The 14,664-nt window shown below is 64.3% G+C and carries 11 protein-coding genes; 9 read left to right on the top strand and 2 right to left on the bottom strand.

Annotation, left to right across the window (positions count from 1 at the left end; translation table 11 throughout):
- Positions 1–8: 8 nt before the first annotated feature.
- Both CFB17_RS11060 and CFB17_RS11055 read right to left on the bottom strand, forming a co-directional pair.
- A complete protein-coding gene (locus tag CFB17_RS11060) occupies positions 9–1,331 on the bottom strand; it encodes a glutamate--tRNA ligase (RefSeq protein WP_088561613.1) in 1,323 nt (440 codons plus the stop codon).
- A gap of 20 nt (positions 1,332–1,351) precedes the next feature.
- The gene (locus tag CFB17_RS11055; RefSeq protein WP_088561612.1) at positions 1,352–3,580 is read right to left on the bottom strand and encodes a ComEC/Rec2 family competence protein; all 2,229 of its coding nucleotides are present in this window, start codon (positions 3,578–3,580) and stop codon (positions 1,352–1,354) included.
- Between the two features lie 143 nt (positions 3,581–3,723).
- Here CFB17_RS11055 and gltX point away from each other — a divergent pair, with 143 nt between their 5' ends.
- The 9 genes from gltX to CFB17_RS11010 all read left to right on the top strand — a co-directional run bounded on the left by gltX (position 3,724) and on the right by CFB17_RS11010 (position 14,600).
- On the top strand, positions 3,724–5,151 hold the full coding sequence (gene gltX, locus CFB17_RS11050) for a glutamate--tRNA ligase (RefSeq protein WP_088561611.1): 1,428 nt from the start codon (positions 3,724–3,726) through the stop codon (positions 5,149–5,151).
- 94 nt (positions 5,152–5,245) lie between these two features.
- Positions 5,246–6,547, top strand: a complete 1,302-nt coding sequence (gltA, locus tag CFB17_RS11045) for a citrate synthase (protein WP_088561610.1) — start codon at positions 5,246–5,248, stop codon at positions 6,545–6,547.
- A 224-nt stretch (positions 6,548–6,771) separates the two neighbouring features.
- The gene (locus tag CFB17_RS11040; protein WP_207762024.1) at positions 6,772–7,995 is read left to right on the top strand and encodes an FAD-binding protein; all 1,224 of its coding nucleotides are present in this window, start codon (positions 6,772–6,774) and stop codon (positions 7,993–7,995) included.
- Between the two features lie 4 nt (positions 7,996–7,999).
- Entirely contained in the window at positions 8,000–9,307 is a 1,308-nt protein-coding gene (gene glcF, locus CFB17_RS11035; protein ID WP_088561609.1) for a glycolate oxidase subunit GlcF, read from the top strand.
- Between the two features lie 190 nt (positions 9,308–9,497).
- Positions 9,498–10,343, top strand: a complete 846-nt coding sequence (gene efeU / locus CFB17_RS11030; RefSeq protein ID WP_088561608.1) for an iron uptake transporter permease EfeU — start codon at positions 9,498–9,500, stop codon at positions 10,341–10,343.
- A 24-nt stretch (positions 10,344–10,367) separates the two neighbouring features.
- Positions 10,368–11,528, top strand: coding sequence for an iron uptake system protein EfeO (gene efeO / locus CFB17_RS11025; RefSeq protein ID WP_088561607.1), 1,161 nt, complete (start codon positions 10,368–10,370; stop codon positions 11,526–11,528).
- Between the two features lie 5 nt (positions 11,529–11,533).
- On the top strand, positions 11,534–12,844 hold the full coding sequence (gene efeB, locus CFB17_RS11020) for an iron uptake transporter deferrochelatase/peroxidase subunit (protein ID WP_088561606.1): 1,311 nt from the start codon (positions 11,534–11,536) through the stop codon (positions 12,842–12,844).
- A gap of 54 nt (positions 12,845–12,898) precedes the next feature.
- Positions 12,899–13,729, top strand: coding sequence for an iron uptake system protein EfeO (gene efeO / locus CFB17_RS11015; RefSeq protein ID WP_088561605.1), 831 nt, complete (start codon positions 12,899–12,901; stop codon positions 13,727–13,729).
- A gap of 97 nt (positions 13,730–13,826) precedes the next feature.
- Entirely contained in the window at positions 13,827–14,600 is a 774-nt protein-coding gene (locus tag CFB17_RS11010; RefSeq protein ID WP_088561604.1) for a DUF6683 family protein, read from the top strand.
- Positions 14,601–14,664 lie beyond the last annotated feature (64 nt).

Raw genomic sequence — 14,664 nt, 5'->3', positions numbered from 1 at the left:
ACAAGAATTCAGGCGACTTGCCCGCGCAGCCGCATGACGGCACGATCTTTGCCCATCAGCGCTAGCAGAGTTCCCAGGTCGGGTCCACGCTCGCGCGCCGTGAGCGCCAGCCTGAGTGGGTGGAAGAGCGCCTTGCCCTTGCGGCCGCTGGCCTCCTTGAGAGCATCCAGCCAGGCTTCAACCGAGCTCGATTGGCCAAGAAGATTGGCGGCTGTGGCCAGATAGGCGCTATCCTCGATGACGGGCTGGAGCGGCTCCTGGCAGATCGACCACCAGAGCCCCGCATCCTCGAGCCGCTCGAGATTAGCCCGGATGGCATTCCAGAATGGCTGGTCGAGCCCGGCCAGTCCCATGCCCTCGAGCCGCGCCTGGACGGATACGAAGTCCAGATGGTGCAGGACCGCCGCCGAATGGCGGGCAATGTCGGCCGTAGCGAGGCGCGGCTGGGCGGTACCGAAGGCCGCGAGATCGAAACCGGCAACGAGTTCCGCAAGCGTCGCCTCCGCGCAAGCCGGCCGGCCCGTGCCGAGGGCGGCCAGGACCTGGAGGATGGCCAGAGGCTCGACGCCTTGCTCCCTGAGGTCAGCCAAAGTGGCTGCGCCCAGGCGCTTGCTGACCTTTTGGCCGCCCGCATCGAGGATTAGCGGCAGATGGCCGAAATCGGGGGGGCGACCGCCCAGAGCCTCCATGAGGTCAATCTGAACCGCCGTGTTGGTCAGATGGTCCTCGCCGCGGATGACCTCGGTGACGCCGAGGTCGAGATCGTCGACGACGGAGGCGAAGGTATAGGTGAAGCTGCCATCCGCCCGTCGCAGCACGGGATCGGAAAGATGTCGTAGATCGATGCGCTGCGGGCCGCGCACGCGATCGACGAAATCGATCCGCCGGTCGCTCAGGCGCAGGCGCCAGTGCGGCTTCCTGCCCTCCGCCTCAAGGCGCTGTCGGTCGGCGGCCGCGAGCCTGAGGCTGGTACGATCGTAGCGCGGGGGGAGGTTCTTGTCCTTGAGGCGCTGGCGCATCGCCGCCAACTCTTCGGGCGTTTCGTATGCCGGATAAAGACGATCCCCGGCGGCGAGCCCGGCGAAATGACGCTCGTAGACGGCGGTCCTCTGGCTCTGGACGGCGCGCTCGTCGACATCGAGCCCCAGCCAGGCCAGATCCGCGTCGATGGTCAGGGCAAGCTCCGGGCGCGAGCGCTCGATATCGGTATCGTCGATCCGCAAAAGAAATATACCGCCGGCCTGGCGGGCCGCCAGCCAGTTGACGATCGCAGTCCTGGCATTGCCCAGATGCAATAGTCCTGTGGGGCTGGGGGCAAAGCGCACGCGCATGAAGGAACGCCCTTGGTGGCTTATTCGGCGCCGGGATTAGGGCCTGACGTCGCATCCGGCAAGGCAGCAACCGGCGCATCGGCCGTCTGATCCGTCTCGTGCCCCTGCCCCGGATGCCAGGTCCAGGGCCACCGCCCCCGGTCGTCGGACACCTTTTCGAGCACGAGATCGCTGCCCGTCCACCAGACTGCGACCCCTTCGGACGACCTTAATGCCCGTGGGCCCAGCAGGCGAGCCCCCCCTTTTTCACAGCGCTCCGCACCGACTGAGGCAATGACGAGATCGGCCTGGGCGCAATCCTCGGCGACGGCCCCAGCGTCAAAGCTCAGGGCCAGGCGCCGGCCGTGTCGCGCGAGCAGGCAGCCCGATGCATCGCAGCTAAGATCCCTCTCGGCCCCCGTGAACGGTAAGGGGAAAGCGTTGGCAGCCTGCTGACCCATGGCGCGCAGCCAGCTCGAGCGGATGATGCTGTTGCTCTGTCGGCTGAGCAGACGGAGCGAGCCATCCGGATCGCGGACCGCCGCCATGTCAAAATAGGGCTGCACCAGCATGTCTGGAGCCTGTGCCCGCAAAATGAGCACGAAGGAGCCGAGCAGAAGCGGCAGGCCGAAGGCCCGCCACCGTCCGCGCCAGAGGCAAAGCCAGACCATGCCGATGCCGAAGAGGACGAGGGCCAGGATGGGGGCTTGGACTACAAGGAAGGCCGAGCCCGGCAGGGAGGCCGCCAGATGCGCGATCTTGAGGATGACCCAGACGCTGGCGTTCATCAAAAGGAAGGCCGGCCGGTCGAGCCCGAGCGGCATCAGCGCCAGGCCCAGCATGCCGGCCGGCATGGTGACGAAGGTGGAAAGCGGGATGGCCAGAAGATTGGCCAGCGCCCCGAAGGTGGTGATGTTCTGGAAATGATAGGCCGCGAGCGGCGTCGTCGCGGCGGTGGCGATCACTGTCGAGACGATGGCGGCGGCGACATAGAGAATCGGCCCTTGCCAGAACGGTGGGTCCTCACGACGGTTCTGGGTGAGTCTGGCAGCACCGGCCTCATAGGCCGACATCAGTGCCAGGACCGCCGCGAAGGAAAGCTGGAAGGAAGCGCCCAGCAGGCTCTCGGGCCGATAAAGGAGGACGACGATGGCGGCAAAGGCCAAGAGGCGGAGCGAAAACGGGTTACGATCCAAGAGGACGGCTGTGAAGGATACCAGCACCATGAGCCAGGAGCGTACCGCCGGAACCGAGCCATCCGAGATCAGGAGATAGCCGGTAACAGCCAGCATGGCGCCGATAGCCGCCAGCTTCTTGACTGGAAAACGGAGCGCCAGAGGCGGAATCAGGGCCAGACCGTAGCGAAGGACGAGGAACATGGTGCCGGCTACGATTGCCATGTGCAGGCCGGAGATTGAAATGAGATGGGCCAGGCCCGAGCGCTGCATGTCGGACCATGTCGCCTGGTCGATACCGGCATCGAGGCCTGTAAGGAGTGCTGCCGACATCTGCCCCGTCGGCCCCGGCCAGAAGGAGATGATGCGCTCGGCGATACGCTGACGAAGGGGATTGGCGGTCTGGGCCAGGGGCACGCTGCCGGTATGCCCCACCAGATCGACCTTGCCGAAGGCAAATCCCAGGGCACCGATGCGCTGGAAATACGCCTGCCGCGCATAGTCGAATCCGCCGGGCAAGGCTGGTCCCTGGGGCCGTTGCAGGCGCGCCAGGAGATGGACGCGATCGCCGGTGGCGATCGGCGTCGCCATGCGGACGGCGACACGGACGAGGGCTGGCGTTGCCGCAGGTGCCAGGCCATCGATCGCAACGTCGGCAAGGAGGAGCCTTGCCCCATTTGCCGTCGGCTGCAGTTCGACGATCGTACCTAGGAGCCCGTAGGTTCCGGCCCGGCCGAGAACGGGCGCCTCCACCATCGCGAGGCGAAGGGCGGCCGCCAGGTACCCTAGCGACATGAAGGCAAGGCCCGACAGCGCCAGCATGCGAAGCGGACGCCGCTCGCCCAGTCGCCACGCGATGGCGCCGCTGGCCAGCATGAAAAGGAAAACCGGCAAGGCGAGCCAGCCAGCCGGCATGACCGACTGGCTGAAATAGAGGATGATGCCCAGGGCGAGGGCGATCGGGACGAACAGGAACCAGCGGTCTGCCTCGGCCCGGAGATGCGATCGCAACCAGGCGACGGGCCGCATGAGGGCCGAACGCGTGACTGGACGCGCATTACCCTCGTCGTCGCTGTTGGCCAGGCTCGTCGTCAAGCGCCCTGTCGCCCTTTGCCTGCTGAGACCGGCAGCCCGCGCTGACGCTGCGTGCCGCCTGTGCTAAGCAATCACGCCCATGGCGGGCCTTTTCCCGCCTTGTCATGCCAGATCACGCTTCTTTCAACCACGGCTTTTCAATCATGAGTGTCGTCGTTCGTTTCGCGCCTTCGCCTACCGGTTATCTGCACATTGGTGGTGCGCGGACCGCGCTCTTCAACTGGCTCTATGCCCGACACACGGGTGGCCGCTATGTTCTGCGCATCGAGGACACGGACAGGCAGCGCTCGACCGAGGCAGCCGTCCAGGCCATCCTGGACGGGCTGAGCTGGCTGGGTCTCGACGCGGACGCGCCGCCGGTCTTCCAGTTTGCCCGTGCGGAGCGCCATCGGGAGGTGGCGGAGCAACTCCTGGCCAAGGGCTTGGCCTATCGTTGCTACGAAACGCCAGCCGAGGCCGAGGCGCGTCGAGCTGCCCAGCAGGCACAAAAGCTGCCGGTTCGCTATGACGGCAAATGGCGCGATCGTGATCCGAGCGAGGCGCCCGAGGGCGTGTCCCCCGTCATCCGTCTGCGTGCGCCGACCGAAGGCGAGACCGTCATCGATGACCTTGTCCAAGGCAGGGTCACGGTGCGCAACGACCAGCTCGACGACATGATTCTGCTCCGCTCCGACGGCACGCCCACCTACATGCATTCCGTCGTCGTCGATGATATCGACATGGGCATCACCCATGTGATCCGTGGCGACGATCATCTGACCAATACATTTCGCCAGGCCCAGCTCTACCAGGCGATCGGTGCCGCACTGCCGCGCTTTGCCCATATCCCGCTGATCCACGGGCCGGACGGGGCAAAGCTCTCAAAGCGACACGGCGCGCTGGCCGTTACCGAGTATCGGGAGATGGGGCTTCTTCCCGAGGCGGTGCGCAATTATCTCCTGCGCCTCGGCTGGGGCCATGGTGACGAGGAGATCATCTCGATCGACGATGCGATCGCCTGGTTCGACATCAAGGATGTCGGCCGGGGGCCGTCGCGTCTCGACATGGGCAAGCTTGAGAACCTGAACGCGCATTATCTCCGCCAGCGACCGAACGCGGAATTGCTCGATCTTTTGGACCCTTTCCTGGCGAAGGCAGGCTTGGAAGCCGATGCGACGGGTCGGGCCCGACTGCTGGCGGGCATGGACGGGCTGAAGCAGCGGGCGCGCACGCTGGTCGATCTGGCCGCCGCCGCCGCGATCTATCTGCGCGCCCGGCCCCTCCCTTTGGACGCCAAGGCAGCGGGTCTCCTGACCGACGAGGCGCGCGACCGGCTGGCCAGCCTCGCGGCACCGCTTGCGGCGCTGCCGAGCTGGGACGAAGCCAGCCTTGAGGCCGTCTGCCGCGAGGCGGCGGAAGCTGCAGGCATCGGCTTCGGCAAGCTGGCCCAGCCGCTGCGGGCCGCCGTGACGGGAAGCAATGTTTCGCCAGGTCTTTTCGAGGTCATGAGGGTTCTCGGCCGAGAGGAAACGCTGGCTCGCCTGGCGGATGTCACCGCTGGTCGCAACCCTGCTGCGCTTGCGACGAATTGATGCGGGCAGCCCAAGGTTCTAGATAGCTGCGAAACGGGCGTCGGATGCTGCACCGCAAACATCGGATGATCCGCAACCATCCAGGAGCGAAACGATGAGTGAAGCTGCCACGCGAGCCGTCACGCTGGATGCCGGCGATAATCGCCGCGTCGAATTCCCGATTCTGAGCGGCGCGATCGGCCCCGACGTCATCGACGTGCGCAAGCTCTATGCCGGCACAGGCATGTTTACCTACGACCCGGGCTTTACCTCGACGGCGTCCTGCACCTCCAAGATCACCTATATCGACGGTGACGAAGGCGTGCTCCTCCATCGTGGCTATACGATCGAGGACTTGGCCAAGAACAGCAATTTTCTCGAAGTCGCCTATCTGATCCTCAAAGGCGAGCTGCCCTCGGCATCCGAGTACGAATCGTTCGTCAACAACGTCACCTACCACACGATGCTGCACGAGCAGATCAACCATCTCGTGCGAGGCTTCAGGCGCGATGCCCATCCGATGGCGGTCATGATCGGCCTGGTCGGCGCGCTCTCGGCCTTCTACTATGAGGATCTGGACGTCGAGGATCCGAAGAAGCGCGAGATCGCAAGCTTCCGGCTCATCGCCAAGATGCCGACCATCGCCGCCATGGCGTATAAATATTCGGTGGGCCAGCCCTTCCAGTATCCCCGCAACGATCTGGGATACGCCGCCAATTTCCTCTACATGATGTTCGGCATCCCTTGTGAGCCCTACAAGGTCAATCCGACGCTCTCCAAGGCGCTGGATCGCATCTTCATCCTGCATGCCGACCACGAGCAGAACGCCTCGACCTCGACGGTCCGGCTGATCGGCTCGACCGGTGCCTCGCCTTACGCGGCAATCGCGGGCGGCATCGCCGCCTTGTGGGGGCCGGCCCATGGCGGTGCCAACGAGGCGGTGGTCAAGATGCTGGAGGAAATCGGCTCGGTCGATCGCATCCCGGAATGCCTGGCGCGCGCCAAGGACAAGAACGATTCCTTCCGCCTGATGGGCTTTGGCCATCGCGTCTACAAGAACTACGACCCTCGGGCCGGCGTGCTCAAGGAGAGCGCCGATCAGGTGCTGGCGGAGCTGGGCCAGAAGAACAACCCCAAGCTGGCGATCGCTCGCGAACTCGAGCATATCGCGCTCGAGGATGATTATTTCCGCGATCGAAAGCTTTTCCCCAATGTCGACTTCTATTCGGGCATCATCCTCGAGGCCATGGGCATTCCCACCAAGATGTTCACAGCGATCTTCGCGCTTGCCCGAACAGTCGGCTGGATCGCGCAATGGAGCGAGATGATTGAGGATCCCGAGCAGAAGATCGGCCGTCCGCGGCAGCTCTATAAGGGTCCGGCCCAGCGCCCCTTCGTAGCGATCGATAAGCGCTAACAAGCGACGAACCTATGCAGCAGCTCGGGGCGCGAAGGTCGCATGGTCGGCCGGCCTGCGTGCCCCTGGTTGGTATTGTCGCCCTGGCTGGGCGTCACGGTTTTTCCGGATAGTGGCAATCTTCTCGCCCTGCAGCGATTGGAGCCCTTTGCGAATAGCTCTAAGATTAACGCCCGGCTTGTTCGACGGGGCCAATAAAAATATCGCTTGAGAGCAGGGGCGTCTTGGAGCAATCAATTCTCGAACCGGCCACGCTTGAGGAAACCCGCGACCTGGTCGCCGAAGCCGTCCTGGACGGCAAAACCCTGGAAATCATGGGGGCTGGCAGCAAGCGGGGCCTCGGACGACCGGTCCGCGCTGAGCGGGTCCTCTCCACGCGCAGGCTCGAAGGGGTGGACCTTTATGAGCCGGCCGAGCTCGTCATGTCTGCCGGCGTCGGCACACCCATGGCGACGATCCAGGCGACGTTGGCCGAGCGCGGGCAGGAATTGGCCTTCGAGCCCGCCGATTATGGCGTCATCTTCGATCATGAGCCGGGAGTGCAGACGATTGGCGGCGTGTTCGCCGCGAACCTTTCGGGACCGCGGCGACTGAAGGTCGGCGCTGCCAGGGACCATCTGCTGGGTGTTACCTGCGTGACCGGCCGGGGCGAGGTGATCCGTGCCGGCGGCCGCGTGGTCAAGAACGTGACCGGGTATGATCTCTGCAAGCTTCTCGCGGGCAGCCATGGCACGCTGGCCGTCATGACCCGGGTTATCTTCAAGGTGCTGCCGCGCGCGGAGACCAGCGCGACGCTTCTGGTCAGGGGCGCCGACGAGCAAAGGCTGCTGGCGGCTCTCCGATTGGCGATGAACAGTTCCTTCGAGGTCTCCGGGGCGGCCCTACTGCCGATCCTGGCGGCAGGCCGCTCGAAGGTGGCCATGCTGCGCAAGCCCGTACGGTTACAGGCCGCCTTGCGGCTGGAAGGGCCGCCGCCCTCCGTCGCACATCGCATCGATGCGCTGCAGCAGTTGCTGGCGGAGGATGGCGGACTCGGATTCGAGCGGCTGGATGCAAACGATACCGCCACGTTGTGGGCGGAGATCCGCGACCTGAAGCTGCTCTCGCCCGCGTTGCCGCTCTGGCGGCTGTCCATGCCGCCCTCGGTTGCAGCAACACTCAGCGAATGGATCGGCCAGATGTCGGCCGAGCATCTCTATGATTGGTCTGGCGGTCTCGTCTGGCTGGCCTTGAAGCCGGCTTGGGCCGGCGAGGCGGATCTGATCCGCCGAGCGCTGGCCGATCATGGCGGCCACGCGACTCTCATTCGTGCCGCCTACGAGGTTCGCGAGCGGGTGCCCGTGTTCGAGCCTCAGCCTTTGGCCCTGGCAGCCCTGACGCGGCGGGTGAAGGAGAGCTTCGACCCCAAGCATATCCTCAATCCCGGCCGTATGTACGCGGAAGTCTGAACAGATGCAGACCAATTTCACAGCGACGCAGTTGGCTGATCCCGCGACAGCCGCCTCGGAAGGGGTGCTGCGAAAATGCGTCCATTGCGGCTTTTGCACGGCCACGTGCCCGACCTTCACGCTGCTGGGGGATGAGCTCGACAGCCCGCGCGGCCGCATCTACCTGATCAAGGACATGTTGGAGGGCGGCAAGCCGGCCACGGCCGAGACCGTCAAGCATGTCGATCGCTGCCTTTCCTGCCTTTCCTGCATGACGACCTGCCCGTCGGGCGTGAACTACATGCATCTGGTCGATCATGCGCGCGCCTATATCGAGCAGACCTATCGGCGACCTTTTGCCGACCGCGCCCTTCGGTCGCTCCTTGCCTTTCTTCTGCCCAACCCTTTCCGCTTCCGGCTGGCCCTCAAGGCGGCTACCCTGGGACGGCCGTTCGCCAAGCTGATGCCGGCGAAGCTCGCCGGGATGATGGCCCTCGCCCCCGCCCAACTGCCGCCCCCCTCGCCCGTCGACCGGCCGCAGACGTTTCGCGCTGAAGGCGCAAGGCGGGCGCGCGTGGCGCTTTTGACCGGATGTGCCCAGCAGGTCGTGGCCCCCGTCATCAACGAGGCGACCGTGCGGCTCCTGACACGGCTGGGCGTCGAGGTGGTCGTGGCCAGAGGGGGCGGCTGTTGCGGCGCGCTCACCCACCATCTAGGTAAGGAAGCGAACGCGCACGGCTACGCCAAGGCGGCGATCGATGCCTGGACCAGCGAGATCGACGGCGACGGGCTGGATGCCATCGTCATCAACGCCTCGGGCTGCGGTACGACGATCAAGGATTACGGCTTCATGTTCCGTGAGGACCCGGTCTACGGGCCCAAGGCGGAGCGCGTCGCCATGCTCGCCAGGGACATTACCGAATTCCTGGCGGAGCTGGGGCCATTGCCCATCCGGCGCGAGGTGGACCTCAAGGTGGCCTACCATTCGGCCTGCTCGATGCAGCATGGCCAGAAAATCACGGCCCTCCCCAAGCAGTTGCTGAGCGAAGCCGGGTTCAAGGTGCGCGAGCCCCTGGAGGGTCATCTCTGCTGCGGCTCTGCCGGCACCTACAACCTGTTGCAACCCGAAATCGCCACCCAGCTACGTGATCGCAAGGTTCTCAATCTCGAGCGCACCGATCCCGACATCGTGGCAACTGGCAATGTCGGCTGTATCACGCAAATCAGCAGCGGGACGCGCATACCTGTATTGCACACGGTCCAGTTGCTCGACTGGGCCACTGGTGGTCCGGAGCCCGTAAATCTTCGTCGTCGCGAGCCGATCGTAGTCTAGCCTCTCGGAGCCGAGAGCAAATCAAGATCATCGTGATATTTCTTTATAATAATTCTTATATTGTTCGACTCATCTATTTCTAATCTTTAGCTTGTTCCTAAATCGGGCATGGAGTAGGCGATCCTCCGAGTTTAATGCAGCGGCGATCGCGAGTTCCTCTTGCCGACGCCGCCGCACTTGGATCGTTGGCATGTTGGTTCCATTCCTGATCATGTTGCGTGAAGGCATCGAGGCTGCCCTCGTGGTCGGCATCGTGGCCTCCTATCTGCGCCAGACGGGCCAAGAACGCTGGATGCCCGCCGTCTGGATCGGCGTTGTCGTGGCGGCCATCCTTTGCCTCGTCTTCGGCATGGTCCTGGATGTCGTGAGCGGCGAGTTCCCACAACGCGAGCAGGAGCTGTTCGAGGCGGCGGTCGGCCTGATCGCCGTCGTCATCCTCACCTGGATGGTATTTTGGATGCGCAGGGCGGCGCGATCGATTCGCCATGAAATCCACGATGCCATTGATGCCGCGCTTGAGCGCCACAAGACCCGCAACGGGCAGGCATTGGCATTGACGCTGATGGCATTCTTCGCCGTCTCGCGCGAAGGCTTGGAATCGGTCTTCTTTCTTCTAGCGACCTTCCAGCAGGAGTCCGGGTTGGCGGCGCCAATCGGCGCCTTTCTCGGCCTAACGCTCGCCATCGGGTTCGGATTCGGGATCTATTATGGCGGCGTTAAGCTCAATCTTGCCCGCTTTTTTCGCTGGACCGGCATCTTCATCCTCTTCGTCGCGGCTGGGCTGCTGGCCGGATCGCTGCGCGCCCTGCACGAGGCCGGGCTTTGGAACGGGCTGCAAAGCGTGGCCTTTGATCTGAGCCAGGTGCTGCCGGTCGACGGGGCGCTGGGCACGATCCTGGCCGGCATCTTCGGTTACGAGGACACGCCGACGATCGGCGAGGTCCTGGTCTATGTTCTCTTCCTGGTGGCGACACTGCCGCCCTTCCTGTCGCAGGCCGCGCCGCGTCCTGTCGCGACGGATGCCGGTGCGCACTGACGCGCGAATTTAGGATCGACCAGCATGACGCGGCCTTCCAATCGATTTCTGGGCGTCGGCATCGTCGTCCTTCTCCTCCTTGTAACCTTTGTCGGCCTCTATGGCGTGGCGCGGTACAAGCGCGCCCAACAATCGACGGCAGGTGACGGGGCGATCGCTGTCGTGATCGACGCCAAGGGTTGCCAGTCCCCCGATTTCAAGGTGCAGGCCGGTCGCAACGTCTTCGAGATCGAGAATCGCAGCGACCGCGCCGTGGAGTGGGAAATCCTCAACGGTGTCATGGTGGTGGCCGAGCGTGAGAACATCGCGCCTGGCTTCAAGCAGCGCCTGACCGTCAGGCTCGAGCCTGGCCACTACGAGATTACCTGCGGTCTCCTTTCCAATCCGCGCGGCACCCTGGTTGCGAGCGAGACGGATGCCAGCCGCGCCGCCGCGACCAAGGGACCGGACCTGCGGGATCTGCTCGGGCCGACCGCGGAATATCAGGTGGGACTGGGTATGGCGGCAGCCGATCTGCTCGAGGCGACGACAAACCTGGCGCAGGCCGTGGCGGCCGGTGACCTCGAGGCAGCGCGTAATCTCTATGCGCCAGCGCGTCTGGCCTATGCGAGGCTCGAGCCCTCGGCCGATCTCTTCGGCGATCTCGCCAACAAGATCGACGTCCAGGCCGACTATTTCGCGCAACGCGAGGCCGATCCCGCCTTCATCGGCTTCCATCGCCTGGAATATGGCCTGTTCAAGACGGGCAGCCTGGATGGGCTGGCAGCGGTCGCCCAGCAATTGCAGGCGGATGTGCAGAGCCTGAACGATCGGATCCTCGATCTTGCGGTGACACCCGCCTCGATGGTGAACGGCCCGGCATCGCTCCTGGACAAGATCCTGGGCGGTCGTCTCGATGGCACGGGCGAGCGCTATAGCGGCCTCTACCTCGTCGACCTGCAGGGTAATCTTATGGGTATCCGCCGGGCCGTCGAGCTCCTGGCACCCGCTCTGAAGTCGGCCAAGGACCTGCCGCCCTTGCTGCTGGCCGACATCGATGCGGCCCGTGCCCTGATCCCGACCGATGGCGACGGGCCGACATCGGCGACGAAGCTCGACGAGAAGGCGAGAGCAGACTTGAAGACCTCGTTGACCAAGCTCACCGCCGACTTTGGCCGCCTGCGCGGCGCACTTGGCATGGACTGACCGACATGCATGACCCCAATTCGATACCGTCACCGCCGACACCGGCGGAACTCCCGCGCACCGGCCGTCGAGGCCTGCTTTTGGGCCTCGGGGCGGCCGCCGGCGGCGCGCTGATCGGCGAGACGGCCAAAGCCGAGAGTGCCTCCGGGGGCTCGGTGACGGTGGCGCCGACGCCCAAGGGGCAGGCGGGTCAGGGCGAGCGGCAGTCTTTCTACGGCGTGCATCAGCCGGGTATCGTGACACCCCGGCCGGCCCATGGCATGGCAGCTGCCTTCGACGTGCTGGCAAGCTCCAAAGAGGATCTGGTCCGCCTCTTCAAGACGCTGACCGAGCGCGCGGCTTTCCTGATGCAAGGTGGGCCGGTGCCGGAGGTCAATCCGCTTTTTCCGCCGCCGGATTCGGGCTTGCTCGGGCCTGTGGTCGAACCGGACAATCTGACCTTGACCGTCGCGGTGGGCGCCTCCCTCTTCGACGGACGTTTCGGCCTCGAGGCGGCCAAGCCCCGGCAGCTGGCGCGGATGACCCGCTTTCCCAACGATGCGCTCGAAGCCGCTCAGTGCCACGGCGACCTGATGGTGCAGATCTGCTCGAACTCGGCGGACGCCAACATCCACGCGCTCCGCGATCTCATCAAGACGATGCCCGACCTTCTGGCGATCCGCTGGAAGCAGGAGGGATCCGTGCCGGTGGTGGCCGCCAAGGACGGCCCGCCCGAGAATGCGCGCAATTACCTGGGCTTCAGAGACGGCACCGCCAATCCGGCCACCAACGATCAGGCACTCATGGACGAGCTCGTCTGGGTGCAGGCCGGCCAGGGCGAGCCGGACTGGGCCACAGGCGGGAGCTACCAGGTCGTGCGCATCATCCGCAATTTCGTCGAGCGCTGGGATCGAACGGCGCTGAAGGAGCAGGAAGACATCATGGGGCGCCAGAAGATGAGCGGCGCGCCCCACGGCGGCAAATCGGAATATGACGAGCCCGTCTATACCGACGATCCGAAGGGAGAGCGCACGAAGCTGGATGCGCATATTCGCCTGGCCAACCCGCGCACCGCCGAAACACGCAAAAACCTCCTGCTTCGTCGTCCCTTCAACTATTCACGCGGCGTGGCGAAAAATGGCCAGCTCGATATGGGCCTCCTTTTCATCTGCTTTCAGCGCGACCTAGAGGCCGGCTTCATCACAGTGCAGCGGCGGCTCAACGGCGAGCCCCTGGAAGAATACATCAAACCCGTCGGCGGCGGTTATTTCTTTGCTTTGCCAGGCGTTCTATCGGATAAGGACTTTCTCGGTCGCTCTATGCTTGAACATATTTGAATGGTTCCAATGTTCACTGACCGCGACTGTCTTTAGGCAAAGGATTACTTCAACATGCGCAGGAAGCTTCTTTCAACCCTTACGTTGGCATCGGCGTTGGCCCTCGGAGGGGTCGGAAGTGCCGGTGCCGCCGATGCTTCCTTGGACCTGGTCAAACCCCTAGCCGCCTACAAGCTCTACGTCGCGGCGGAGACGAAGAAGCTGGTGGCGGGCACGGAGGCTTTCACCAAGGCCATCAAGGCGGGCGATCTGGAGAAGGCCAAGAGCCTCTTTGCGACGACGCGCGTGCCTTATGAGACCATCGAGCCCATCGCCGAACTCTTCAGCGATCTCGACAGCTCGATCGATAGCCGCGCCGACGACCATGAAGGTGGCGAGAAGGATGACGGCTTCGTCGGCTTCCACCGCATCGAATACGTGCTCTTTACCCAGAACACCACGGATGGCCTGGGCCCGTTCGCCGACAAACTGATGGCGGACGTCAAGGATCTGAATGGTCGCATCGCCGCCTTGACCTTCCCGCCGGACAAGGTCGTCGGCGGTGCCGCGGCCCTGGTCGAGGAAGTCGCGGCCACCAAGCTGTCGGGCGAAGAGGATCGCTACAGCCATACCGACCTCTACGACTTTCAGGCCAACATGGATGGCGCGCAAAAGATCGTCCAACTCATCCATCCGCTGGTCGTCAAGCAGGACAAGGCGCTGGCCGCCAAGATCGACGCCAACTTCAAGCAGGTCGACCAGATCCTGGCCAAGTACAAGACTAAGGATGGCGGCTACGTCACTTATGATCATGTCTCGGACACGGACCGGACGGCCCTCAAGGGCCCGATCACGACCCTGGCTGAGGATCTCTCGAAACTGAACGGCACCCTGGGCCTCGAATAGCTGAAAGATGCCTGCCCCGCGGGGCAGGCCTCAAGGCATTGCCCAACCGCTCTTCCAATGCCATCTCTGCAGCGAACAGAGGGGATGGCCCATCACGATGCAGATGGCAGTGTCGCGCGCTTTGCGTCGGCTGAAAGCGGTATGGCGCCGGCATGCCGCGCGTGCCCGGGTAGTCCTTTGCCTGGCCATCGTCTCAGCCTGCACCCTGGCCCTCCTCTATCCGGTTTCAAACGCGCGTGCCGCCAATGAGCAGGCACCGCTTTTGGCAACAAGCCTCCTGCAGCGCATGGCCGAAGCCGGCGACCTCGCCACGCGCCGGGCCACGGAGGCAGCACCCGATTCGACTCTCGTCTTCAGCCGCCAGCCGGATGTCAGCGCCGCCGTCTTCAACCGCGTGGTGCATGGGGCCACGGATGATCAGGCCAGAGCCGATGCCATCGCCGACGCGCTGCGGCAGCTCGATCCGGTCCGCGCGACCAAGGATCTCCTGGCCCGCTACGGTCTCAGCGGCGATAACTTGGCGGATGTCATGGCCGCCTATTGGGTCAATAGCTGGGAAGTGGTGAGCGAGGGTGCCTCGACGGACGCCGTACCTTCAGGCCGTGCCATGCTGGCGGTCGAGGGAAGCCTAAAACAGGCGCTGCTGGAAAACGCGGCCTTGCCCAAGCTCTCCGATGCGCAAAAGCAGGCCATGGCCGATTCGATGATCTACCAGTCGGTCCTGGCCTCGGCGGCGGCGGAATCCATGGGCAAGACGCCCGACCCTGCGCGGCGAGCCGCCTTTATCGATCAGGTCAATGCGCCCTTCGCGGCCGCGGGAGTCGACCTGCGCCAGCTCAGCCTGACCGAGGAAGGCTTCATCCGGCGCTAGTCTCGGCCATCCGGCGTGCGTCGACGGCCATCCGCATCCTCCAGCGATAAATTATCTTGATGAG

This window comes from Arboricoccus pini, from assembly GCF_900187945.1.
Classification (GTDB): Bacteria; Pseudomonadota; Alphaproteobacteria; order Geminicoccales; family Geminicoccaceae; genus Arboricoccus; species Arboricoccus pini.
The sequence above is the reverse complement of the archived record's forward strand: the minus strand, read 5'-3'. Positions and strand labels throughout refer to the sequence as shown.